This window comes from Pseudalkalibacillus decolorationis, from assembly GCF_024609785.1.
GTDB lineage: Bacteria > Bacillota > Bacilli > Bacillales > Fictibacillaceae > Pseudalkalibacillus > Pseudalkalibacillus decolorationis.
Window position 1 is genome coordinate 54,110 of the sequence record NZ_JANHJQ010000022.1, and the last position, 25,408, is coordinate 79,517.

Here is a 25,408-nt window from a genome sequence, read left to right on the forward strand (position 1 = left end):
CTTGCAACTTTATTAAAGGAAAGGAGCACAGTATTTATGAAAAAGCTAATCATAAACGGAATCATTGTCACTGCTGCTGAGACGTTTTCAGCAGATCTCCTCATCGATGGCGAACGCATTATTGCGATGGGAGAAAACCTCGATCCTCAAGGAGCTGAGGTTATTGATGCAAAGGGCTGCTACGTCTTCCCTGGTGGAATCGACCCGCATACCCACCTGGAAATGCCGTTTGGAGGCACCGTTTCGAAAGATGATTTTGAAACAGGTACAATCGCTGCTGCATATGGGGGAACGACAACAGTTATTGATTTTTGTTTAACGAATAAAGGGGAGCCGTTACAAAATGCCATTGATGTGTGGCATAAGAAATCAAAGGATAAAGCGGTTATCGACTACAGCTTTCACTTAATGATTTCAGAGCTGAATGAAGCGGTTCTTAACCAGCTCCCTAGGGTTATGGACGATGAGGGAATAACATCTTTTAAAGTGTTTATGGCGTATAAAAATGTCTTCCAGGCTGACGATGAAACGCTGTTCCGAACATTAGTGACCGCAAAAGAGCTTGGTGGGCTTGTAATGGTGCATGCGGAGAATGGGGACGTGATCGATTATCTTGTTAAGAAGGCATTGGATGAAGGGAAAACAGATCCAATCTACCACGCCTTGACCCGGCCACCTGAGGTAGAAGGGGAAGCAACTGGTCGGGCAGCCCAATTAACCGGTCTAGCAAACTCACAATTATATGTCGTCCATGTTTCCTGTGCGGACGCAGTAAATCGAATCGTAGAAGCGCGTAACAAGGGATTTGAAGTATGGGGTGAAACGTGCCCGCAATACTTAATGCTCGATAAATCACATCTCGAAAAACCGAACTTTGAAGGTGCAAAATACGTTTGGTCTCCTCCGCTCCGTGATAAGTGGCACCAGGATGTCTTATGGAATGCACTGAAAACCGGCCAACTGCAAACGCTCGGATCAGACCAGTGTTCGTTTGATTTTAAAGGGCAAAAGGATCTTGGAAAGGATGACTTCTCAAAGATTCCAAACGGTGGACCGATGATCGAAGACCGTGTGAGCATTTTGTTCTCTGAAGGCGTTAAGAAAGGTAGAATTACACTGAATCAATTCGTAGACATCATGTCAACCCGCGTTGCGAAGCTATTCGGTTTATACCCGAAAAAAGGAACAATCACGGTTGGGGTAGATGCCGACCTCGTCATTTTTGATCCAACTGTTGAACGAACGATTTCGGCGAAAACGCATCACATGGCTGTCGATTACAATGCCTTTGAAGGAATGAAAGTAACGGGAGAAGCAATTTCTGTTCTTTCCCGGGGTGAATTTGTCATTCGTGATAAACAATTTGTTGGTACAAAAGGTAAAGGGAACTATTTAAAGCGTGCCAAGTACAACGAATTTTTGCAGGAAGTGAATGAAACATTAACGATCTAACCAGTACTGCACGTACACGAAAACACCAATTGCGAATACTCAACCTTTAAGAATAAAGGAGTGATTTTATGAGGAAGAAAACAAGCTATTTGAAATCTCCTGACTTGCTTCCAATCGGTCAAGCAGGGAGAAAGATTACCACACTTGGCTTTTCATTCATGTGGATCGGCATGTGTGTCGTTCTCGCAACATTCGCAATTGGTGGGGCCGGTGTTATCTCGTTACCGCTGCCCATGGTTATTCTCGCAACGATCATCGGTTCGATTGCTATTGGATTGACGATTTCGTTGATTGCTGATATCGGCATTGAGCATGGACTGTCCTTTCCGGTCTATATGCGTGCACCGTTCGGAACGATTGGTACACACATTCCTTCACTCGTACGTGGTGTTGCCGCTTCGATGTGGTTTGGGATCAATACGTATTTTGGTGCAACCGCGATGAACGGAATTCTGAATATTTTATATGGATTCGATAACTGGCTCGTCTGTTTCTTCATATTTGCATCTCTCCAATTGATTAATACGGCTCTTGGAATTAAAGCGGTTGAACGGTTTGCCGATCTTGCTGCCCCGACGATCATTCTCATTTCAATCTGGATGTATGCCGAACTGTCCAACACAGCTTCTGCGGAAGGTCGTGATGTGTGGACGTGGGCAGAAAATCCAGCCACAGGTGCAGCTGCATTTACAGCCTTTCTTGTTGTGATTTTCAGTAATATGGGGTTCTGGGCAACCCTTGCTGCGGATATTCCAACGATCTCAAGGTATATTAAAGCCCCGAAATTTGAGCGGAATTGGTTTAAGCGTAATAAAGGTGCCTTGATTGGAAGTTTAGTTGCCTTACCGGTTACACAAACCTTTATGATCATTATCGGGGCTGTTGCGTACATTGCCGTACAAAATTATGATCCTGTTGTGGCCCTGCAGGAAACCGCGACTGGTTGGGTTCTTGGTGTCCTTTTGCTCATGATTGTACTTGCCCAATGGTCAACGAACATTGCAGCAAATGTTGTCCCCGCTGCAACCATCTTTTCAAATGTCGGCGGTCCGAAGTTTCCGTTCTGGATGGGTGTATTTGCAGCAGGAATTGTTGGAACCATTGTCCAGCCATGGAACCTGTTCGATGTGATCATTCCAGTCTTGCTGTTTATCGGAGGAATTCTATCCGCAATTGTCGGCATCCTTTTTGCAGATTATTACTTGCTACGAAAACGTCGTGTTAATGTGTATGATCTCTATAAAAATGACGGTCAATACAAATATGCAGGTGGGGTAAATGTTGCAGGATTTATATCGTGGATTATCGGTGCTGTTGCATCTTATTTACTCCCAAGCTATTCGTTCTTAGTCGGATTCGTTTTGGGAGGAGCCTGTTATTACTTCCTTTCTAAATACTGGTACTTTCAAAAATATAAACAGGCAGAAATAGAGGACCCGTGTGATGAAAAGTATCTTGGCATTACCGTAGGAAGAGACTGGGACCTGGATGCTGAAGGCTCTCCAGCAGCTTTAAAGGAAGTTTCGGGTGCACCGAACATCACCGTTGATTCTTAATTGTGCAGCGGAGGGTAGCAGAAATTGTACAGAAATATTTGGGAGGTCAGTTACGATGTCAGATTACAAGGAATATATGAGCGAACGTGAACATATCGATTACTTGAGTGTAAAAGGATTTGTTATAAAAGAAATGCATGAAAACTTAAGCGGAGCTTTTGTGACATTCGAAGGCTCAAAAGATAAAAACGAAACGCTACACATAAAGACTGCAGAGGGTCGTAAGTATGTTTCAAACTTGTTCATAAAGCAACGAATCAAGGTTTAGCTGGTATTTTACAAAAAGAAAATAGGAAGAAGGGGAGCGTCGATGGAATTTTCATTAAAGTGTAAAGCGAGTGTCTTTCCGTGTGAAGTGACGATTGATGAAGATAATGGTCGGTACATGCTTCGAAAGGCTGATTCCAGTGGAGAGTACTTTAATACACCTGAGGAACTAGCAAGATGGGTGTTTACGAATTGGTCCTTAGATGACTTTGATGAAATCGACTCCTTTCAAAAAATGCTGAAAATATTGGAATCCTATCTAAACACCAAAAGCTCTACTAAATCCTTATCTGATAATGGAGGTTCTACTAATGACAGTTACGAAAAGGGAAACGACGAATCTTAAAAACTACATTAATGGTAAATGGGTTGAAGCAACGAGTAACGAATCGTTGGAAGTACCGAACCCAGCAACAAATGAGGTGTTGGCACGAGTTCCAATATCAACAAAGGGAGATCTTGATCAAGCGGTTAAGGCTGCGAATCTTGCTTTCCAAACATGGAAGAACGTCCCTGTACCGAAACGGGCACGAATTATGTATAAGTATCACCATCTCATATCCGAGCAACATGAAGAGCTAGCTAGGTTAGTTGTTCAAGAGAATGGTAAGGCCTATAAAGAAGCATACGGGGAAGTTCAGCGTGGTATCGAATGTATCGAATTCGCTGCAGGTGCTCCAACACATTTAATGGGAGAAACATTGGCTAATATTGCAGAGGATATTGATTCCGAAATGTTCCGGTATCCGCTCGGTGTGGTTGGTGGAGTAACACCATTTAATTTTCCGATGATGGTCCCGCTTTGGATGTTCCCGCTTGCGATTGTTTGCGGAAATACATTCGTATTAAAGCCTTCAGAACGAACACCGATTCTTGCAAACCGGCTGGCAGAATTGTTTACCGAAGCTGGATTGCCCGAAGGTGTGTTCAATGTCGTTCATGGGGCACATGATGTCGTAAATGGTTTGCTCGAGCATAACGACATTAAGGCTGTTTCATTCGTCGGATCACAGCCTGTTGCGAAGTATGTTTATGAAAAAGCCGCTGGTGCCGGAAAACGCGTACAAGCATTGTCTGGTGCGAAAAATCACCATTTCGTGATGCCAGATGCGGATATGGATAAAGCGGTTCAACATATAATCAGTTCCACATTCGGCAGTGCGGGACAGCGTTGTATGGCATGTAGTGCGGTTGTCGTAATCGATGACAATGATCAATTTGTTGAGGCGTTACGAAAGAATGCCGACAACCTTACAATCGGAAACGGTATGGATGAGGAAGTCCTTTTGACACCAATAATCCGTGATTCACACAGACAAAAAGTACTTGGCTACATTGAAAAAGGGATGGAAGAGGGCGCTGATCTCATTCGGGATGGACGCCGAGAGATGTCTGAAATGAAAGACGGTACATTCCTTGGACCAACGATTTTTGACCATGTCACCCCAGAAATGACGATCGCAAAGGATGAAATTTTCGCACCAGTACTTAGTCTTTTACGTGCAAAAGATCTTGATGAGGGGCTTGAATACCTTCGGAAATCACGTTTCGGAAACGGGGCAACGATTTATACGAAAGATGCAAGGGCTGTCCGTCAATTTCGTGAAGAAGCGGATGCAGGTATGATTGGAATTAACGTCGGGGTTCCTGCAACAATGGCGTTCTTCCCATTTTCAGGCTGGAAGGATTCGTTCTATGGTGATCTGCACGTAAACGGAAAAGATGGCATTAACTTTTATACACGCAAAAAAATGATCACTTCTCGTTACGACTACTAAATAGTTCAGTTTATGAATCTCAACTAATTAAGGGGGAGAACAATGGTCCAGGTCGATCAGTCTCAAGAAATTTTAAAAAAGGATGAACAATATGTTTGGCATTCGATGAAACCGTACAATCCGAATGCAACGCTTTTAGCGACGAAGGCTAAAGGAGCCTGGGTAACTGACATTGATGGGAAGAATTACTTGGATGCAATGGCAGGACTGTGGTGTGTGAACGTTGGCTATGGTCGAACGGAGCTAGCAGAAGCAGCTTATGAACAATTAAAGGAGTTGGCATACTTTCCGTTAGCCCAAGGCCATCTTCCAGCTGTAAAACTTGCTGAAAAATTAAACGAAATGCTTGGCGGGGATTACGTCATCTTCTTTTCTAATAGTGGATCGGAAGCAAATGAGACGGCCTTCAAGATCGCTAGACAGTACCATCAGCAGAAAGGGGAACATAGCCGGTACAAAATTGTTTCCCGTTATCGGGCTTATCATGGTAATTCGATGGGGGCTCTTGCTGCCACAGGTCAAGCCCAGCGCAAGTATAAGTATGAGCCTCTTGCTCCAGGCTTTCTCCATGTCTCACCGCCTGATTCGTACCGGATGGAGAATTCTGATAACACCAATGCTGATGAGCTAGCGTGTGTTCAGGAAATTGATCGTACGATGACTTGGGAAATGAGTGAAACGATCGCGGCTATGATTATGGAACCGATCATCACAGGTGGAGGGGTTCTTATGCCGCCTGACGGATATATGAAAGCCGCGAAAGAGATATGTGAGAAGCATGGCGCATTGTTGATTGTCGATGAGGTCATCTGCGGATTCGGCCGTACAGGAAAAGCTTTTGGCCACCAGAATTACGATGTCAAACCCGATATTGTAACGATGGCAAAAGGAATCACAAGTGCATACTTACCGCTATCAGCTACAGCGGTTCGAAGAGAAATCTACGAGGCTTTTAATGGAAGTGAAGAGTATGAGTTTTTCCGCCATATCAATACGTTCGGGGGTAATCCAGCTGCCTGTGCACTTGCTTTGAAAAATCTAGAGATAATGGAGGACGAAAAGCTTTACGAACGTTCAGAGGAATTAGGCAACCAGTTACGTAATGAGCTTCAGGCCAAACTACAGGAACATCCTTACGTCGGTGATATCCGTGGAAAAGGGCTGCTGGTCGGAATCGAGTTGGTAGAGGATAAGAGTACAAAAGAACCACTCCCAGCCGATCAAGTGAACGAGGTCATCGTAACTTGTAAAAAGAATGGACTAATCATCGGAAAGAACGGGGTAACGGTAGCAGGCTATAACAACGTCCTGACCCTCGCCCCGCCTTTAAATATAGAGGAAGAAGAACTAAGGTTTATCATTACGACCTTGACCGAAGCGATGAATAACCTAAAAGGCTGAGATTCCATACAAACAAGCATGTGGTGATGTAATACTGCCATATGCTTATTTTTTGTAGGAAAAAATCAAGACTATTAAAAAATGTATTGATATAAAAATAATACTAATCTTATTCCTAAGTTTGTTAAGCACAAAGGAACCTATGACTTTTGGGCTGTGATATTTGAACTTTCGGTTAATTATACGGTTCAAGAGCTTAATACATTTTTGAGATACATAATGAATGTCTTCATCAGGAGGGGGTACAGCCTGAATTTGATGAACTTATCTTTATCTCATTAGAAAAAGAAAGTATAGAATCATTTATTCAAAATGGAAAAGCTCCGATGGTTGATTACTTAGCTCCCATTCTATTAAAGTATTTGGAAAGGTAGTGAAGGATTTAAAAGAGGTAATTAAAAGGGCTATTACAAACAAAAAGATGAGCAAGTACTAAAGTACCTCGCTCATCTGACTGTATATTTACCAACGACTGTTTCTTTAATTCCAAAATAATTCAAATTCTAATAAACCTTATCTCCGTTAAAGATGGAATTCTTTACAACGACATAGTCGACATTCCGGATTGATTCTAGTTTGTTTCCACCTGCATAAGAAATAGAGGATTGAAGATCTTGTTCCATTTCTCTTAACGTGTCTTTTAAAGAACCTTTGTGTTCAACAAACATTTTCTTGCCTTCTACATTTTTCTTTTCACCTTTTTGGTATTCCGAAGCTGAACCAAAGTATTCTTTATGAAGCTTTCCGCCTTTATCAATTGTTTCTCCAGGAGATTCCTCATGTCCGGCAAATAATGAACCGATCATAACCATAGATGCGCCAAATCTGATTGATTTCGCTATATCTCCATGTGTACGTATTCCTCCGTCAGCTATGATCGGCTTACTTGCTGCCTTTGCACACCAACGTAGTGCAGCTAATTGCCAGCCGCCTGTACCAAATCCAGTTTTGATTTTAGTGATACATACTTTTCCTGGTCCAATGCCTACCTTTGTTGCATCTGCACCCGCATTTTCCAATTCTCTTACTGCTTCTGGTGTTCCAACATTTCCTGCAATAACGAAACTGTCCGGTAAATGCTTCTTAATATACTGAATCATCTCGATCACTGCATTGGAATGCCCATGTGCGATATCGATCGTAATGAATTCCGGTGAAAGCTTTTCTTCGGATAATTGTTTTACGAAACCATACTCTTCAGCCTTGACTCCGACACTAATCGATGCGATTAAGCCTCGGGATTTCATATCTTTAATGAAAGATCGTCGCTTCTCTGGCTGAAACCGATGCATAATGTAGAAGTAACCATTTTCCGCTAAGTAAATCGCAATCTTTTCATCTATAATCGTCTGCATATTTGCAGGCACCACTGGCAGCTTGAAGGTATGTCCTCCGAATGTTACCGTTGTATCACATTCTGATCGGCTGTTTACCACACATTTTGCGGGAATCAATTGAATATCTTCGTAATCAAACACATTTTCCATGATCCACACTCCTAAACGCGAATATTAATAATTGTTATAAACTTAAACGTTCGCCATTTTGTAATGTACAATATTTTTATGAATATGTCAATTTTACACATTCAGGGATTAATCATTAATCAAAGTGGTTACTAGATACTGTTTAGCGATATTGCTTTTTTCGCTGATAGGTAGATAGCACGACTCCTCCAACGATAAACAGAGATCCGAGAATTTCACACCGGTTATTGGTTTGTACAACAATATCAATCCTATGAGCATGGCTACAAAAGGTTCTAAATTAGATATAACCGAAGCCTTTTGTATCTACATATCTAATATTGTTATTCCAAATCAGTGCGGCTATACCATGGACCACAACAGCGGTACCAATCAAGAGAGCCCAATCTGAAATAGAAGAGGTTATACGTATAGGGGTCTCTAAGGAAAATGCAAACGGAATCGTGTAATTTCGCTGTATACTTGTTTCATTCTGATCATCCTTGTTTGTCTTTTCCTATCACTATTCTACTGGAATCATTCATAAATAAAAAATAAACCGGGTTACGAACTCTACATTAACGCAACATATCCGATTTTCGATTTTTTGGGCATAGAAAAGGGGCCGCGCTCAAACAATATTAGGAAAAAAGGGATGGAAGGGATCTTATGAAATTTGGCTGCCACGTAAGTATTAGGGAAGGATATTTCGGTGCTGCCAAGCATGCTTTGAAGATTGGCGGACAGGCTTATCAATATTTTCCTAAAAACCCTAGAAGCTTAACTATCAAAGAATATGATCGTGAGGACGCTAAACGATGTAAGGAATACTGTCAGGAGCACGGCCTTGATTCCGTTGCCCATACACCCTATCCAACGAACTTGACACCACCAGCTAAGAAAAAAGAACTCGTAATTACGTCCATTCTAAATGATTTAGAAATTGCCGATGCATGCGGTTCAGTTGGAGTCGTTGTTCATTTTGGCAGTCAAATCAGTAACACGGATCCTCTTGCAAGCTATCACGTAATGATTGACATGCTGAACACAGTGCTCAAACAATGGGACGGTCAATGTAAAATACTGCTTGAAAATAATGCAGGAAAACCAGGCACAATGGGAACAACATTAGAAGAGCTTGTTCAAGTTCGAAGTCTAATCGACGATCCAAAGAAGGTGGGGTTTTGTTTCGATACATGTCATGCCTTCGCCAGCGGGCTTTGGATTGGAGAAAATGAAACTGAATTTTGGGAGAAGGGGCGGGAGTTAGGATATTTTCAGGAACTAAAAATCATTCATTTAAATAATTCTAAATATCCTTTCAGTTCCGGAAAAGATCGACACGCCAATATATTTACAGGGGGCTTTATAGAGGAAAAACATATAAAACAATTTGTACAATCTTCACTTTTATCAGATGTTCCATTCATTTTGGAAACCCCTTCTGATAAAGGAACTTCACATGAAGAAGAATTAAAAATGCTGAAACATAAAATGGGGACAGGTCCAAATGGCAGTGAAAGATAATTATTTCATTGCACGTTAAGAAAGTATAAAATTTTGCTGCATAGATGCAATGTCTAGCTCCAACGCCCAGGTACTCGAGGTCGCTTCGATTCTTCCACAAACACAAAAAGCGTGTTGTGCTGCAGAATCTCCAGCGCTTGCACTCGCAAGCATAAGCGCAACTTAGGCAATCGCCTTCGCTATGCTTGGCGCTGACCTAGTTTTCTTTATCATACCTGAACAGGGCGTTTACGCTTTTCTTATGCCCATCCATTTATACTAAGAGCAAAAAGTTTAACGTCTTGATTCTTTTTCCGGTTCTTCTTTTATATCAAGGCTTTTATAAAATTGATTAAGACCAAGGGCACTAAACAGAAGCAAAACCACTCCTCCAAAGATGGATCCAAACCACATTACCCGAGTTTCCCGACTCATTATCATCACCTCAGATATACTTTTCCCATTACAAGAAAAAACATGAATGGGTAACAGGTTGTATTGACATTATTTTAAGCAAACCATACTATTTTTGTTAAGAATCCAACATAACAAACTTTTAGAGAAGGTGATTTTATGGGCATTTATGTAAAAATGATGGATATTGTCAATGATTTGGATATGCAATTTGATGGATACAGTTCATTCTTGAATTCCAAAACAGGGGAGGTCATTTCAGTTTCTGACGATGACCTAAGAGCTGCTGAAGAGATAGATTCAATCGATAAATTACCTGAGTGGAAGCAAAAAGATTTTAAGACAGCTATTGACGTTGTTGAAAATTATGAAGATTACATAGCACTTCCTAATCAATATGAAATCAATGAATATGATATGGTGGAAGAATTTTGTTTAAACATTCAAGATGAAGATACTCGAGTAAAATTGTTACGTACAATAAGAGGAAAGGGTGCCTTCAGAAGATTCAAAGACAATATAAGCAGTTTTGGAATTGAAGATGAGTGGTATGCATACCGCAATGAATGTTATAAGCAATTAGCAAAAGAATGGTGTATTGACAATAAAATAAGTTTTATAGAGGAAAGCTGACCCGTTTATTGAGCTAGCTTTTGTGTTGTTTAGGGGATCGTGAGTAGAATTTTTAAGCGGTTACCGGATACAAAACTCATCGATAATCTGTTCTTTTATCTCCTGAACAGTAGACTGTTTCGTGGAGGTAGTACACATAGTGCCGGAGAGATGTAGAGAGACATATAACGAACGTTGTGTCGTTTCCGCTATTTTCAAGTTAAGAGTCTGTAATTTTATTGTTTATCCTATTAAGCTCATTATTTCGATCATATCAGCTATGCTTTTCCCATTTTTATCAAGGAAACGAATGAAATTGTCTAATTATGCCGCATATTCGTACTGCATAGTCTTTTTTTACTAAGCCTTATCTACTTTCTTTGTTTACATTGAGTGCTTTTGATGTAAAACAAGATTTTCAATGGATTCATACTCCTTTCATAGTCATTTTATATAATGACAAGAGATTGTTAAAAGATGTTTGAAAAATAGGAGGGAATTTTTCAGATGAGTAACAGACGTGAACAGAGTATGGATCAAATGCTAAGGTCTGAAACAGAAAAATTGCTAAAGAATCCAATGAATCGGAAAAGCTTTTTGTCAAAAACGGGTAAAGTAGCTGGACTTGCACTTGGAATGACATTAGCGAATCAATTCAATGGATTGAAAGTTGAAGCTTCTCCACAGTTCACAAACTATCCATTCCAATTAGGTGTGACATCAGGAGATCCGCTTGCAGACAGCGTGGTACTTTGGACAAGACTTGCACCCGAACCACTTAATGGTGGTGGTATGCCAAATTATAATGTTCCCGTGCAATGGGAAATCGCTGAAGATGAGAAATTTCATAAAGTACTTGATCAAGGAACAGAGGTTGCTCGTCCAGAACTTGGTCACTCCGTTCATGTCGAAGTATTCGGCTTGAAACCGAATCGTAAATATTATTATCGCTTCAAATCTGGGAATGAAACCAGCCCGATTGGAAAAACGAAGACCTTACCTGCCCCAGGAGACAAACTTTCGAAGCTTACGTTCGCTTTTGCTTCTTGCCAACAATTTGAACACGGTTATTACACAGCCTATCGCCACATGGCAGAAGAGGATCTAGACCTTGTGATACACCTAGGAGACTATATATATGAATACGGGCCAAATGAATATGTCGCAAAAACTGGGAATGTTCGTACTCATAGTGGTCCGGAGATCATAACGCTCGATGATTATCGAAACCGATTGGCCCAATATAAAAGTGACAAAGATCTTCAAGCAGCCCATGCTGCATTCCCATGGATTGTAACTTGGGATGATCATGAGGTCGAAAACAATTATGCGGATGAGATTCCTGAAAGAGGTCAATCCGTTGAGGATTTCATTCAACGGCGAGCAAATGCATATCAAGCTTATTACGAGCATATGCCTCTACGTAAGTCATCAATTCCTCATGGGCCAGATATGAATCTTTACCGCCGTTTCACCTATGGAGACCTTGTCGAGTTTAACGTACTTGACACACGTCAATATCGTGACAACCAAGCAAATGGAGACGGTATTAAGGCTCCAAGCAGGGAATCAATGGACCCGAACCGCTCATTATTAGGAGCAGAACAAGAACAGTGGCTCCTTGAAGGCCTTGGTCGGTCCCAGACACAGTGGAATGTGCTTGCACAACAAATCTTCTTCAACCAACTTAACTTTGATACAAATGGTGACGTGAAATATAATATGGATGCTTGGGATGGCTACTCAGCGAGCCGAGATCGAATCATTGACTTCATCAGTGAAAACCAAGTGGAAAATCTAGTCGTCCTTACAGGTGATGTCCACGCAAGCTGGGCAGGGGACATTAAGAAAAGTTACAATGGACCTAATTCTGAAATCCTTGGATCTGAGTTTGTTGGAACATCGATAACATCCGGTGGTGACGGTGCTGATAAACGGAAAGATACAGATGCGATCCTTACAGAAAATCCGCACATCAAATTTTTCAATGATTATCGCGGCTATGTAAGCTGTACGATCACACGTGAAAAATGGATGGCTGAGTATAAGGTTGTTCCTTATGTTAGTCAGCCTGGTGCTCCGATTCACACACGAGCAACATTTGAGATTAAGAACAATCAGCCTGGATTACATTTGAAAAAAGATAAGCCATTATCTACTAAAATCCAAAAGTCCAATGAGGTTGAAGGTGAAAGAATCGAAGCACAAGACAAAGCACATGAAAAACAGGCAAAGAAGAAAGAACAGAAAATCAGATCTAATTAATTTCATCTATTACAAAAAGTCCTTTCTGAACGGAGAGGACTTTTTTTGTACGTTAAGAAAGTATAAAGTTTAGCTGCATTGATGCAATGTCTAGCTCCAGCGCCCAACCCCTTGGTTCACTTCAGTCCTCTTGCGGCGGCAACAGCCTCCTCGTTGGCCTTCCAGTGACCTTCGGGGCTGAACAGGGCGCTTGCGCTTTTCTTGTTGAGATATTTTTTGTAACAAGGAATTTGGATTTTTCTGTTTAATTATATGAAATAGATACTTTACTAAAGCTTTGGTTAGAAGAATTAGGTCGGTCTATACAAATGAAAATTCTAGTAGTTTTATGGGAACATTTGTTCTATACTAAATAGGAAGGTAAAGGAACACGTTTTTAACTTATAAAGGGAGCACCAAGTCCACTTCACAAATTAAATTGCAGCTAGGTAAAGCTCTGGTAATTATCATGAAGCCATTAAGCACTTAGGTAAAGGAAGGTGTACAAATGATTTCTAACCGGTATTCAGAAATAGACGAAGTGATCGAATATATTCATCAACATATTTATGATCCGCTTCCGCTTTCTCGGTTGGCTAGCCACGTTGCCTATAGTCCGTACCATTTCGCACGCATTTTTAAAGAAAGAATCGGTCTCTCGCCCCTATATTATGTTTCTTCACTTAGATTGCAAAAAGCAAAAGATCTGTTGTTACGCACGAATATGAGTATTCGTGATATCGGATTGGAGATTGGACAACAGAGTCTAGGGACCTTTACCACCCGATTTACCGAAAGGGTAGGCGTAACGCCATCGCACTTTCGGAACTCGACACTACAAGCGGATAATCTCTTTCGTTCATTGCAGAACCTTAATCATTGGTCAGAATCATATCTGACTGCAAATCAATACGCCAGAATAGAAGGGACCGTTCAAGCAACGATTCCTTTTGAGGGTGTCATTCTGATTGGGTTATTTGTTAAGCCGATTCCTGAAGGACTCCCCCTATACGGTACACTTCTTTCTTCTTTGGGAGATTTTTGTTTTACGGACGTCAAACCGGGCACTTATTACTTAATGGCTACATCGGTTCCTTGGGGGACGCAAGCAAAGGATATTTTGCTTCCGCAGGCAACTTTACGGACCAGATCGAAGGAGCCGATTATAGTTGAACCCTATTCCTCCATCCCACATCAGCAAATTACGCTCCATCCTCCCCGTCTGGACGACCCTCCAATCCTGATTTCTCTACCCTTGTTGATGAACAATTTCCTAGAACGGGTTGCCCAACATAGCAATCGATAAGAAACTGCTTGAACTGGTAAATGGTAGTGTAAAGGTATCTGACAATTATTCATGGTTTTTATACTTCACTTTTTGACCAATCTAAAATAAATAGTATTACTCGTTAGCATCAAATCTTAAACAATTGAAAAGAAATTAAAAAGACTGCCGAGGTTTCATTCCCGGCAGTCTTCAAATTTCTATGAAGCAAGGTGTTGTTGCTTTTTCTTATTTTTTGATGGATTCAATTTATCAATGATGATGGCAATCGCACCGTCACCTGTTACATTTGTTGCTGTGCCGAAGCTGTCTTGAGCTAGATATAACGCAATCATTAGAGAAAGTAATGTTTGATCAAAGCCAAGCATTGTTTCCAGCAAACCGATTGCTGCCATGACTGCACCTCCAGGGACACCAGGAGCAGCTACCATCGTTATCCCTAACATTAAAATGAATGGGAACAGAATTGAAAACGATGTTTCCATACCATTTAACATCATGACTGCCATCGAACAACAGACTAGTGTAATCGTGCTGCCCGATAAATGAATGGTCGCACATAGTGGAATAACAAAATCAGTAATTTTTTCATTCACTTTATTTTTCTTCGTTTGTCGAACAGTTACTGGAATGGTTGCTGCAGACGACTGTGTTCCGATTGCAGTGAAATAGGCGGGAACCATATTTTTGATTAAGCGGAACGGGTTTTTCCGTGAAATTTGCCCGGCAACGGTATATTGGAAAATTAGATATAAGAGATGAAGGGCGATAATGATCACAAACACTTTTACGAAAACGGACAAAATCATTTTCACTTGTCCACCATAAGTTAAGTTCGCAAATACAGATAAAATATGAAAAGGCAGTAATGGAATAATAATAGCTGAAATCATTTTTTCAACAATATCACGAAAATCAATCATACCTTTTTGTAACGTTTCACCTTTTATAACAGCAGCACCTAAACCTATTGTAAATGCCAATAAAAGCGCTGTCATAACTCCCATGATCGGTGGCATATCGACCGTGAAGTAAGCAGATGTTAAAGCCTCTTCCGGATTGTCGAAATTGTCTGCTAGTTGTCCCACCTTAAGAATATTTGGAAAAAGTATCGTGCTGACATAATAAGCAATTACACCGGCGATGATTGTCGAAGCATATGCAACTGCGGTTGTTGCCCCTAAGAGTTTTCCGGCGCCTTTTCCAAGTTCCCCAATTCCTGGAGCTATGAAACCAATAATGATTAATGGAATCGCGAATCCAAGGAAGTTTCCGAAAATACCACTAAAAGTAGCAAATCCTTTAATTACCCATTCTGGGAAAACAGAACCTATTAATACCCCAATAACGATAGCCAATATAATCTTGGGAAGTAATCCTAACTTTTTCATGTATTATCACTCCTATCGTTCGTTTTCTAAAGTATACACCATAATTCGACATATTCTATTTAATTTAAATATTAGAATTATTTTAATAATTTAGATTTTCTAGCATGAATTAGTTGTACAGTCCGTGAGTATACATGGCAGAAAGATTATGGACAATTTCTTCTACAGATGCTTGATTTTCCCCCCGAACGATTTCCCATAAGTACATTTCGTTGGAATAAAACCAGCCTCTAGCTACGAGTTCATTATTAACATCCTTCCGTGCGAGATTGGATTTTTGAGCATAATCAATATCCTCTGCAATTCCTTGAATGAAGCGTTCACGGATTTCACTCCATTTTCTTCGTACTTCCTCCGATAACCCGATCGCTTCTTCAATCACCTTCATCATTTTCTTTTCTTGATCTGCCATTTCTAGAAACAGATGAACTTGTTTTTGGATCAAATGAGAAGCTTGTTCTACAGTATTCGGTTGAAATGATTGTTCGGCAATTTCATAAAAACGTTGCATAACACCCTCCATTAGTTCGATGAAAATTTCATCCTTGTTGCTAAAATGAACATAGGCAGTTCCGTATCCTGTACTTGCCTTTTTAATGATCTGAGTTACGGTTGTTTTTTGAAAGCCAAATTCACTAAAAATATCTTGTGCCGCATCGAGTAGTTTTTCTCGGGTTTGCATCGAGCGCTGTTTTCGTGTGGAAGGCTGCTGTTTCTTCATATCAATTCATTCCTTTATTTTTCGGTCAAGTTCCTTTTATCTATTTTAAAAAAACAATAAAGCTCTGTCAACGATATAATGTCATTGACACTGTATCACTTAAAATAGTATAGTAGATTTATCAACAGATTACTAACAATGAAGGGGACGATAGAATGAGTACGAATGTAGTAGATCCTTCTCGTGATTACGCACTTCAATTAGATGAAAAAGATGAACTAGCATCTTTTCAAAACGAATTTTACCTTAAGGAAGATTGGATTTATCTAGATGGAAATTCTCTTGGATTACTTTCAAAACGTGCAGAAACAGCATTGCTTGAAATATTGAATTCATGGAAACAGCTTGGGATCGATGGATGGACAGAAGGGAAGCACCCGTGGTTTTATCTTTCGGAACAATTGGGAGAGATGTCTGCTCCACTTGTCGGTGCAAAGTCTGAGGAAGTTGTTGTAACCGGTTCCACTACAATTAACTTACATCAGCTTGTCTCTACATTTTATAAGCCAGAAGGAAAGAGGACGAAGATTTTAGCGGACTCATTAACATTTCCATCTGATATTTATGCATTACAAAGTCAAGTTAAGTTGAAAGGCTATGATCCTGAAGAGCACCTGATTCAAGTGAAAAGCAGGGACGGCCGAATCGTCGAGGAAGAGGATATCATTGCCGCAATGACTGATGAAGTGGCATTAATCATGCTTCCAGGTGTTATGTATCGTAGCGGTCAAGTACTTGATATGAAACGATTAACTGAAGAAGCACACAAGCGAAACATTGTGATCGGATTTGACCTTTGCCACTCGATCGGGGCTATCCCACATTCATTAAGTGATTGGGAAGTAGACTTTGCTTTCTGGTGTAATTATAAACATTTAAATGGTGGACCAGGCGGAGTTGCCGGGCTATATGTGAACGAGAAACACTTCGGCAAAAACCCAGGACTTGCAGGATGGTTCAGTTCCAACAAACAGAAACAGTTTGACATGGAACATCAATTGACACCAGCAAACAATGCAGGTGCTTTTCAAATCGGTACACCGCATATGTTAAGTGTTGCACCTCTAATTGGATCGCTTGAAATTTTTAAAGAAGCGGGTATGGAGCGTATTAGGGAAAAGTCGTTACGGATCACACGGTACTTCATGGATTTGATCAACTACGAACTTAAAGATTATAATTTTACTATCGGAAATCCGCTTGAAGACGATCGTCGTGGAGGTCACATTTACCTCGAACATAAAGAAGCAGCACGAATTTGCAAAGCATTAAAAGCAAATAGTATCGTCCCAGACTTCCGAAATCCAAATGGAATCCGACTGGCTCCAGTTGCCCTTTATAATTCATATGAAGACGTTTGGAAGGCCGTTCAGATTTTAAAACGAATTATGGAAGAAGAACAGTATAAACAATTTGAAAATAAACGCGGAGTCGTTGCTTAAATAAAGGAGTGGACATATATGGGAAACAACAATGAACCTAAGAAAGAAAAGTACGTGACTGAAAAAGGAATTCATACTGATTTTGTTGAAAACATGACTTATGGCGAGTACCTGCATCTCGATAGTCTTTTGTCCAGTCAGAAACGTTTGTCTGGCCATCACGACGAAATGCTTTTTATCATTATTCATCAAGTCAGCGAATTATGGATGAAAATGATTCTTCACGAATTAAATTCAGCGATTGACTCAATTAAAAAAGGGGAGCTGCAGCCAGCATTCAAGATGCTTGCTCGTGTATCCAAGGTTCAATCGCAAATTATTCAAGCGTGGGACGTGCTTTCAACATTAACGCCAGCTGAGTATTTAGAGTTTCGCGATAAGCTCGGTCAGGCTTCTGGCTTCCAATCCTATCAGTATCGAATGATTGAGTTCGCACTTGGTTACAAAACGCCGCATGTATTGGAAATTTATAAAAAAGACCCTGAATTGCATGGGCGATTGAAGGAAGCATTTGAAGCACCAAGTATTTATGATGTTGCGATTCAAGCGCTTGCTGATGCTGGTTTTGAAATAAATCCAGAATTGATAAAACGGGATTTCTCTGAAACATACGAAGGGGATGAAACCGTTAAAGACGCTTGGGTAGAAGTGTACCGTAACGTGGAAAAGTACTGGGATTTGTATCAGCTGGCAGAAAAGCTTGTTGATATTGAAGATTGGCTACAGCAGTGGCGATTCCGTCATATGAAAACAGTTGAACGGATCATCGGACACAAAATGGGGACCGGTGGATCATCTGGAGTATCGTATCTAAAGCGTGTACTCGATCACCGATTCTTTCCAGAGCTTTGGGACATTCGTACAGAACTTTAAATCTAATAAGATCCACTTAAAGAAAACTTAGCAAAGCCAAGCCTTTGGCGCCGGCTGAGCTTTAGTTGCGCTTATACTATAGAAAGTATTTTTATACTTTCTTAACGTATTAAAAAGCATGTGAATTCAAAAACAATTCACATGCTTTTTTACAGTTGGGTAATTTGTTGTCGATGCAAGGTACTTTGCCTTATTGAACCCTTATGGATTTTGGCAGGTTAGTTTTTCCAACATTGCTCGCCGTACGAACTCTAATTTTTTCTATGATAGACTAGGAGGTAGCGTAAATAGTTAGTAAAAGGAGAAGAAAATGTCCAAACAAAGAGGAGAACACTTACTTCAAGGAAAGTATAATACAAAGAAAAGGGCAGCCTCTTTTTATAATAATCAAATGATCGATTATCTTAACTCGGTCATGCAAGATTTTATATGTAAGCAGGAAATGGTCTTCATTTCGACTTCCGATTCTGATGGTCACTGTGATTCTTCATTCCGTGCTGGGATGGAAGGCTTTATAAGAGTCATTGATGAGAGTACCCTGCTTTACCCGGAATATAGAGGGAATGGGATTATGGCCAGCTTAGGAAATATCGTTGAAAATCCACATATCGGCTTAATGTTCATTGATTTTATAGAGGATTCCATTGGTTTACACGTTAACGGTCAGGCATCAATTTTAGACAATGAACAATTAAATACATTGATGTTATCAGAAGAAATATTAGAAGATATTGAAAGAGAAGGGGACAAGCCAGAACGTTGGGTTGTAATCAACGTAGATGAAGCATATATTCACTGTTCCAAACACATCCCGAAATTTTATAAACGAGAGAAAGACATTGAATGGGGAACAGATGATGAAAGACAAAAAGGCGGCGATTACTTTAAGGTCAAACAAAAGGGTAATGATCGGCCGTTTACGTAACTGAATAACGGTAAACAAGTTAGATGCATTTAAGCAAGTGATTGATGGTTGCTCCGAAAAGGAAAAAAGCATGTAATTCCATGATAAAAATCACATGCTTTTTCTTATAATTGTTGTTCTTTACTATTATGAAGTTGTAATTCCAGACTTTGTTTTGTATTAATTTTTTTCGTATAGTAGCTGTGGAGGAGCATTCCTAGAACAATAACGAACAGTCCAACAAATGCCAAACCGCTTGGAAGTGGGGTGGTTAGAAGGAGTACCTCACCTACCACGACAAATAACACTTGCGTTGACTGGGTAGCCTCGACTGCCGCCAATTTCCCTTGGTGGTCTCTGACTCGATCGGTAGCAATAAAAAACAAAATGGTGGCGATTACCCCTGAACAGATCGCAACAATAAAACATTGCACTATTTGGTCTGCAGAAGGTGCACCGACTTGTATAAAGCCGACAGCACTTATCACTAACCAAATTGGAAGACTAGCTAATGTCATCCCAAAGACTCTTTGAAACGTATCTAATCTACCTCCGCAAAGTTCCATCATTTTACGATTTCCTAATGGATAAGCAAATGCAGCAATAATAACGGGCAGAACACCAAGAACTACTGAATGAAAGGTTAAACCATCGAATCTTGGAACTTGAATAAGAACAATACCGACAAGTATAAGTGACGAAATATAAAGAGACTTCAACGGGAGTTTATTCCTGACTCTCAACTGCCCATCCCTTGTCTGAATGGTTTTAAAGAATAATGGTGCTAATAAGGTCCCAGCGACAATAGTTATTTGCCAAGTTCCAGCAACCAGCCAACCTGGACCATAAGCGGCTGCATAGGTTATTGGCGCGTAAAATAAAACGAAACCGACAGAGCTCCAGATGAACCATTCCACTGGTTGCTTTACCATTTCAGTCAGTACTTGTTTTATATTTTTCCTAACAAGTACAATCAATAACAAAAAAGGGAGCATAAAGAGAAATCTTAAAGATGAACTCCACATCCAGCTACCTCCGGAAAGTTCCATTGAACGGTTTAAAATAAACGTGACGGCAAAGAACATAGAAGCTAGGATACCGATTAGTATTTCCTTCATATACGCCCCATCCTATCTCTCGCAAATAAAATATAGTATAATGTATTTGATATAAATTATATTATACTTTCTGCTTATTAAAATTACCACAAAAATAACTACATCGTAAAGGGGATGTTTCTTGTGGATAACAATCACAAAATGAATGACGCTGAAAGATTAGCAAAACATGTAGGATCAACGGTGAGGAAAATCAGACAAGAACGGGGCATTAGCATACAAGACTTAGCTGAAATGACAGAAGTAAGTAAGCTTACGTTAGGGAATATCGAAAGGGGAGAGGCAAACCCATCCCTTACTGTTATTTGGAAAATAGCGAACGGCCTATCGATTCCTATTTCTGCTTTGCTTAATGAAAATCAAGAAGTAGAAATTTCACGTAAAAACAAAGGGAATAAAGTGTTAAGTGCCAATGAAGCCTGTACACTTGAACCGATGTTTGAGGTTTCTAATTATGGGTCAAGTGAGATTCACAGGGCTTTTCTGAAACCAAATAGTGAATACTGCCCAGGTTCCCACCAGTCAGGTGTTATCGAATATGTGACGGTTATGGCTGGAGAGCTGAAAGTTAAGATAGAAGATGATTATTACCATCTTAATGAATATGATTCGATAAAGTTTAACGGTGATAAAGAACATGCATACATTAATCCGACTGCATCCACTACCGTTTTACACTTTGTGATGACATATACGAACTCTTGAAAAGGATGAGTTTAATATTGTGGGATGTACTGTTTTGTAACGTTTGTTTGGAAATTTTAACAGGGAATAATGTCATTGCTTCAAGAAGGAAGTCATGCTCTTTTGTTGAAGTAAGGTGTTAGTTAGTTTAGATCATATAAATAAAATGTACTTTTAAGGATGTGTAGTTCTTGTCTATCAATCACAAGATTATCGGAGAAGGGCATCCGGTAGTTATTTTGCATGGATGGTCTTTGGATCATCAGGTAATGGTTAACTGCCTAGAGCCTGTATTCACGAATTACAATGATTTAAAAAGGATCTATATTGACTTGCCAGGCATGGGGCAGTCCAAATCTCCGGAAACGATTCAAAACTCGGATGATATGCTGAAAGCTTTCTTGAAGTTTATTGATGGGCTTATTCCAAACGAACCGTTCTTGGTTTGCGGATACTCATATGGAGGATATATAGCTCGTGGTATCACTCGGTTTCGAAGAGATTTGGTTAAAGGAATACTATTAATTGCTCCTGGAGTTAATATGGATTTCGATAAAAGGTGTTTACCTGAGAAAAAGGTATTAATTGAGGATCCAAATCTATTATCTCGGTTATCACCCGAAGAGGCTGAAGAATTTGAATCAATGGCTGTGGTACAGGGTGAGCAGCAATGGCAAAGATTCCGTGAAGAAATTTTAATTCCTTCAAATAATGCTAATCCTGGGTTTATGGAGCAAATTCGTGAAAATGGCTATAATTTTACATTTGATGTCGATGCGGACATACCACCTTTTGAGCACCCGACGTTAATAATTACGGGACGACAGGACCATGCGGTTGGATATAAGGATGCTTGGAGTTTGATTGATCAATACCCTAGGGCAACTTATGCAGTACTCGATATGGGTGGTCATAACTTGCAAATTGAGCAACCTGATCTATTTGAATCTTTAATTGCTAATTGGTTAGATAGACTTAGGTATTAAACCCCTTTTTCAATAGGATTACATACTTTTATAAGTGTTAGGCACCTTCTTTACCATAAGCCCATACATATATTGAAAAAGGATATGGGGTTGATGTTAGATGGCGCTTTGGATAGATGTTTCGGTAACACAGCATAGGTTGAAACTTTACAATGCTAGTCAATTATTAAAAACGTACCCGATTGCAGTTGGGAAAATCCTTACACCAACACCAACTGGTGAATATTTGATTGTGAATAAAGAGCTGAATCCGGGCGGGCCATATGGTGCAAGGTGGATGGGGTTATCGAAGCCGCACTATGGTATCCATGGAACCAATGATCCTTCCTCTATTGGTAAGGATGTTTCTCAGGGTTGTATTCGTATGTATAACAAAGATGTTATTGAATTGTTCTCACTCGTTAATGTAGGGACGCATGTATGGATTCATAAGTAAAAACGTGGCTGACTAGTGTAGTCAACCACGTTTGTGTTTTAACCAGCAATCACTTTGTTGATGATTTTAGATGGTTCGATTTTCCCTGGGTTCTTGCCGACCTTTTTGGTTTCATTTTCGGATAAATGGTTCTCAAATTCGCTGAGGGAGCTTTTTTCACCCATCAAATAGGTTTCTTTCCAGCTGTTTTTCTTTGCTTTTTTGGAAATCTTTGTGCCGAGGTCTTTGAGCCACCGTTGTTGATTCGCTTCGAACCGTTCTTGGAATTCATCCTTTTTATTCGTTTCGGAACCAGTAATGGAAGCGGCAAGCGGTCTTGATGTTCACGCCAATCCTCTATGTCAGGGTCAAAGGAGTAGTGGAATTCATTTACGAGGACACCCATTTCGGTTTCGAGTACGGTTGCGTCTTCCTTATTGATGACAATTATACCACTGTAAGGATATTTAGATTGTATGTCTTCAAGCTGATCAAGAACGGGGTATTCTTCCCAGTGAAAGGAAGTTTCCACTGGTACTTGCAGGTCTTCAATTATCCATAAACGTTTATCCGGGGTCGCAAATAGGACAACACTTTTCTTCAATTCGCGTTCACGACCTGTAATTGTTTTGTGCACACGATCCTTTAATTCTCGATAACCTTTCAATTCATCTTGTCTGCCCATTTCATCGATGTATTCTTCAAATTTCTTCAGTCCATTTTTCAGCTTGATCTTCCATTCTCCACCTTGCTGGTTCATATTACTTGGGTCGGTATTTAAATACAGAGACAAAATTTTTTGAGGACGGTCAGCACGCTTTCCTTTCAAATCTTTTAGTTTTTCGGAGAATTTCATTAAATAAAGCCTCCTTAAAAAATGAGATCTATTAATCTGTACCGCGAATTGTATTCATTTAAACATCGTAATGAGGAGATTACATATTTTTAAGATGTTAAAAAACCTCTATCTCTATATTAAAGGGGTTGTTTTTTGTTTAAACAAGGAAAAAGAGTAGATCTGATCGTTACTAATTTTTTTCTTCGATACAATAAATGGAGTGGACTAAGCGATGTTATATCAATGTGGATTCTCATTCTCAACACCTCAATGTACATAATACGAAAAACTAAGATTGAAAATTCACCAATGGAAAGATTATAGCTTTCTTGGGCATGCTCATTTATAATGGAATACAAAATACAATCGACTTGGTGATCCCTATGAAATATCTATTTATTAGTACAATCTTTTTATATTTATTTTCTGAACTTTACAAGGGCATTCATTTGAACTTTATAATTTCTATATGTTGCCTTAGTATTGTAGGAATTGCGATTTGGAAGATAAGTAGGACAGCGAAATGGATTTCAGGTGTCTTTCTTGTTCTAGGGTTTATTTTATTATTTAGAACAGGGACAAACCCTGGTGATTATATCTCATCATTTGGTCCAATGCTGAACTTGCTTAGTTTGTTTGCGCTTGTTCCGATCCTTGCATTGCCAATCCGGCTAGGCAATTACGCTAAAGGGATTCAGCGTGTTATTAAAAAGAGGGTGCAGAACTCTAGGGATCTCTATTTTATGACCTCAGGGATTTCTTATTTTTTCAGTTGTTTTATGAACCTAGCAACACTCCCGATGACCTATTACTCCATCCGCCCTTCATTGGGGGATTTTTCAATTAACAACAAGGAACGCTTTATGAGTAGAGCGGTGACTCATGGGTTTGCAATGCCATTGCTCTGGACACCTGTAACGCCTATAGTCGGGATTGTTATTGAAATGAACGGGGTGAACTGGGCATCAATGCTTCCGTATTTAATTCCATTAAGTTTTCTTGGATTGGCACTGGATTGGATATTAGCAGGTTATGCCCACAAAAAGTATAAAACATCGATGAATCCATTAGGAGGAGAAACAGCTGCTACGCTCGAAGAAACAGGTGAGAATTCAAGAGGTGGGAAGTTAATTCATATATTACTAGCAATTCTTTTGTTCAATGGGATTGTAAGTGTAATCGAATTCACTACTACTTATGATTTTGTATTGATCGTCACGTTACTCGTCATCCCATTTGCATTCTTATGGTGTACGTCAATCGGATTAATAGGAAGCTTTTTTGGCGGATTACAAGATCATTTTAACAGTCATTTAAACAAGATGAAGGATCAATTTGTCATCTTCCTTACAGCAGGTTTTTTCATTTCTGCTATGAAATTATCTCACGCTGATCACCTAGTAAACTTATGGATAACGGGATTTAAAGATGTTGTTGGAATTCAAATCTTTCTAGTGGTGCTCCCACTTGTACCTTTGATCCTCGCGTTTATGGGGATCCATCCGGTTGTGGGTCTAGCTTTAATGGCAGAAACACTTGATCCTGCTGGTTTAAATATTTCATCCCAATTATTAACTTTATCAATGCTAGGTGGTGCAGTGTCTGCATTCTTAATGGGACCATTTAATGCAACACTTGGGCTTATGTCTAGTATTGTTGAAGAAAGTCCATACCGTATTTCCAATTGGAATGCAGTATTTACGTTTTCATACATGGTTGTGCTAATGATCGTATTGGCTTTACTACAGGCTTTCATGTGAACAACTAATCTTAAATTGAACAGTAAAAAGACCTTTGTCCATTAATCTGGCAAAGGTCTTTATTACACGTTAAGAAAGTATAAATACTTTCTATAGTATAAGTTATCATGAACGAAACTAGCCCCTGTTCGTAACAACGTAGGTTAATTTGGTAATACTGTGTTTAAGGCAACAACATACCAAATCAGAGCTATAATTACGAAAGGAGCTAGTTAGTATGAAGGATACCACAAAGTACGTAGGTTTAGACGTCTCAAAGAAAAATATTGCGGTGGCTGTAGCGGATGAGGGGCGC

Annotated in this window: 23 protein-coding genes and 1 pseudogene; 17 read left to right on the forward strand and 7 right to left on the reverse strand. The window is 39.8% G+C overall.

Annotated elements, in window-relative coordinates; genetic code table 11:
- Positions 1-36 precede the first annotated feature (36 nt).
- The 6 genes from hydA to NON16_RS18590 all read left to right on the forward strand — a co-directional run bounded on the left by hydA (position 37) and on the right by NON16_RS18590 (position 6,454).
- On the forward strand, positions 37-1,452 hold the full coding sequence (gene hydA, locus NON16_RS18565) for a dihydropyrimidinase (protein WP_257350920.1): 1,416 nt from the start codon (positions 37-39) through the stop codon (positions 1,450-1,452).
- Positions 1,453-1,520: 68 nt separating this feature from the next.
- Positions 1,521-3,008, forward strand: a complete 1,488-nt coding sequence (locus NON16_RS18570) for an NCS1 family transporter (RefSeq protein WP_257350921.1) — start codon at positions 1,521-1,523, stop codon at positions 3,006-3,008.
- Between the two features lie 55 nt (positions 3,009-3,063).
- The gene (locus NON16_RS18575) at positions 3,064-3,276 is read left to right on the forward strand and encodes a hypothetical protein (protein ID WP_257350922.1); all 213 of its coding nucleotides are present in this window, start codon (positions 3,064-3,066) and stop codon (positions 3,274-3,276) included.
- A gap of 42 nt (positions 3,277-3,318) precedes the next feature.
- On the forward strand, positions 3,319-3,621 hold the full coding sequence (locus NON16_RS18580; RefSeq protein ID WP_308216633.1) for a hypothetical protein: 303 nt from the start codon (positions 3,319-3,321) through the stop codon (positions 3,619-3,621).
- Positions 3,587-5,053 (forward strand): CoA-acylating methylmalonate-semialdehyde dehydrogenase, encoded by a 1,467-nt coding sequence (locus NON16_RS18585; RefSeq protein ID WP_257350923.1) that lies wholly within the window; start codon positions 3,587-3,589, stop codon positions 5,051-5,053. Before NON16_RS18580 ends, NON16_RS18585 begins: the two co-directional genes overlap by 35 nt.
- Positions 5,054-5,095: 42 nt before the next feature.
- Positions 5,096-6,454, forward strand: a complete 1,359-nt coding sequence (locus tag NON16_RS18590) for an aspartate aminotransferase family protein (RefSeq protein ID WP_257350924.1) — start codon at positions 5,096-5,098, stop codon at positions 6,452-6,454.
- A gap of 503 nt (positions 6,455-6,957) precedes the next feature.
- Here the strand turns inward: NON16_RS18590 and guaC are convergent.
- The gene (gene guaC / locus NON16_RS18595; protein ID WP_257350925.1) at positions 6,958-7,941 is read right to left on the reverse strand and encodes a GMP reductase; all 984 of its coding nucleotides are present in this window, start codon (positions 7,939-7,941) and stop codon (positions 6,958-6,960) included.
- Between the two features lie 648 nt (positions 7,942-8,589).
- Between guaC and NON16_RS18600 the strand changes: the two genes are divergently transcribed.
- On the forward strand, positions 8,590-9,447 hold the full coding sequence (locus NON16_RS18600; RefSeq protein ID WP_257350926.1) for a deoxyribonuclease IV: 858 nt from the start codon (positions 8,590-8,592) through the stop codon (positions 9,445-9,447).
- Positions 9,448-9,720: 273 nt separating this feature from the next.
- Here the strand turns inward: NON16_RS18600 and NON16_RS18605 are convergent, their stop codons facing one another.
- Positions 9,721-9,861, reverse strand: a complete 141-nt coding sequence (locus NON16_RS18605; protein WP_257350927.1) for a hypothetical protein — start codon at positions 9,859-9,861, stop codon at positions 9,721-9,723.
- Positions 9,862-9,999: 138 nt separating this feature from the next.
- Here NON16_RS18605 and NON16_RS18610 point away from each other — a divergent pair, with 138 nt between their 5' ends.
- The 3 genes from NON16_RS18610 (at position 10,000) to NON16_RS18620 (ending at position 14,002) form a co-directional block, all read left to right on the forward strand.
- Positions 10,000-10,473, forward strand: coding sequence for a UPF0158 family protein (locus NON16_RS18610; protein ID WP_257350928.1), 474 nt, complete (start codon positions 10,000-10,002; stop codon positions 10,471-10,473).
- 486 nt (positions 10,474-10,959) lie between these two features.
- On the forward strand, positions 10,960-12,717 hold the full coding sequence (locus NON16_RS18615) for an alkaline phosphatase D family protein (protein ID WP_425589735.1): 1,758 nt from the start codon (positions 10,960-10,962) through the stop codon (positions 12,715-12,717).
- A gap of 487 nt (positions 12,718-13,204) precedes the next feature.
- A complete protein-coding gene (locus tag NON16_RS18620) occupies positions 13,205-14,002 on the forward strand; it encodes a helix-turn-helix domain-containing protein (RefSeq protein WP_257350929.1) in 798 nt (265 codons plus the stop codon).
- A 179-nt stretch (positions 14,003-14,181) separates the two neighbouring features.
- Here the strand turns inward: NON16_RS18620 and NON16_RS18625 are convergent, their stop codons facing one another.
- On the reverse strand, positions 14,182-15,372 hold the full coding sequence (locus NON16_RS18625) for a dicarboxylate/amino acid:cation symporter (RefSeq protein ID WP_257350930.1): 1,191 nt from the start codon (positions 15,370-15,372) through the stop codon (positions 14,182-14,184).
- 109 nt (positions 15,373-15,481) lie between these two features.
- A complete protein-coding gene (locus NON16_RS18630; RefSeq protein ID WP_257350931.1) occupies positions 15,482-16,093 on the reverse strand; it encodes a TetR/AcrR family transcriptional regulator in 612 nt (203 codons plus the stop codon).
- Positions 16,094-16,248: 155 nt separating this feature from the next.
- On the opposite strand from NON16_RS18630, the gene kynU reads away from it, so the two are divergent.
- From kynU to NON16_RS18645, 3 genes are all read left to right on the forward strand, one after another.
- Positions 16,249-17,535 (forward strand): kynureninase, encoded by a 1,287-nt coding sequence (gene kynU / locus NON16_RS18635; RefSeq protein WP_257350932.1) that lies wholly within the window; start codon positions 16,249-16,251, stop codon positions 17,533-17,535.
- An 18-nt stretch (positions 17,536-17,553) separates the two neighbouring features.
- Positions 17,554-18,408, forward strand: a complete 855-nt coding sequence (kynA, locus tag NON16_RS18640; protein WP_257350933.1) for a tryptophan 2,3-dioxygenase — start codon at positions 17,554-17,556, stop codon at positions 18,406-18,408.
- 310 nt (positions 18,409-18,718) lie between these two features.
- Positions 18,719-19,333, forward strand: a complete 615-nt coding sequence (locus NON16_RS18645) for a pyridoxamine 5'-phosphate oxidase family protein (RefSeq protein ID WP_257350934.1) — start codon at positions 18,719-18,721, stop codon at positions 19,331-19,333.
- Positions 19,334-19,437: 104 nt separating this feature from the next.
- Here NON16_RS18645 and NON16_RS18650 read toward each other — a convergent pair whose 3' ends face one another.
- Entirely contained in the window at positions 19,438-20,430 is a 993-nt protein-coding gene (locus tag NON16_RS18650; RefSeq protein WP_257350935.1) for a DMT family transporter, read from the reverse strand.
- 114 nt (positions 20,431-20,544) lie between these two features.
- Here NON16_RS18650 and NON16_RS18655 point away from each other — a divergent pair, with 114 nt between their 5' ends.
- From NON16_RS18655 to NON16_RS18665, 3 genes are all read left to right on the forward strand, one after another.
- Positions 20,545-21,135, forward strand: a complete 591-nt coding sequence (locus tag NON16_RS18655) for a helix-turn-helix domain-containing protein (protein ID WP_372508844.1) — start codon at positions 20,545-20,547, stop codon at positions 21,133-21,135.
- A 170-nt stretch (positions 21,136-21,305) separates the two neighbouring features.
- Positions 21,306-22,100 carry an alpha/beta fold hydrolase gene (locus NON16_RS18660; protein ID WP_257350937.1) on the forward strand — a complete coding sequence of 265 codons (795 nt, stop codon included), beginning with the start codon at positions 21,306-21,308 and terminating at the stop codon, positions 22,098-22,100.
- Between the two features lie 100 nt (positions 22,101-22,200).
- A complete protein-coding gene (locus NON16_RS18665) occupies positions 22,201-22,536 on the forward strand; it encodes a L,D-transpeptidase (protein WP_257350938.1) in 336 nt (111 codons plus the stop codon).
- Between the two features lie 38 nt (positions 22,537-22,574).
- Here NON16_RS18665 and NON16_RS25730 read toward each other — a convergent pair whose 3' ends face one another.
- Together NON16_RS25730 and NON16_RS18670 are read right to left on the reverse strand one after the other, a co-directional pair.
- Positions 22,575-22,835, reverse strand: a complete 261-nt coding sequence (locus tag NON16_RS25730) for a VLRF1 family aeRF1-type release factor (protein ID WP_372508847.1) — start codon at positions 22,833-22,835, stop codon at positions 22,575-22,577.
- A 26-nt stretch (positions 22,836-22,861) separates the two neighbouring features.
- Positions 22,862-23,371: pseudogene (locus NON16_RS18670) on the reverse strand (VLRF1 family aeRF1-type release factor); the annotation flags it as partial.
- A gap of 365 nt (positions 23,372-23,736) precedes the next feature.
- Here NON16_RS18670 and NON16_RS18675 point away from each other — a divergent pair.
- On the forward strand, positions 23,737-25,113 hold the full coding sequence (locus NON16_RS18675) for a hypothetical protein (protein WP_257350940.1): 1,377 nt from the start codon (positions 23,737-23,739) through the stop codon (positions 25,111-25,113).
- Positions 25,114-25,408 lie beyond the last annotated feature (295 nt).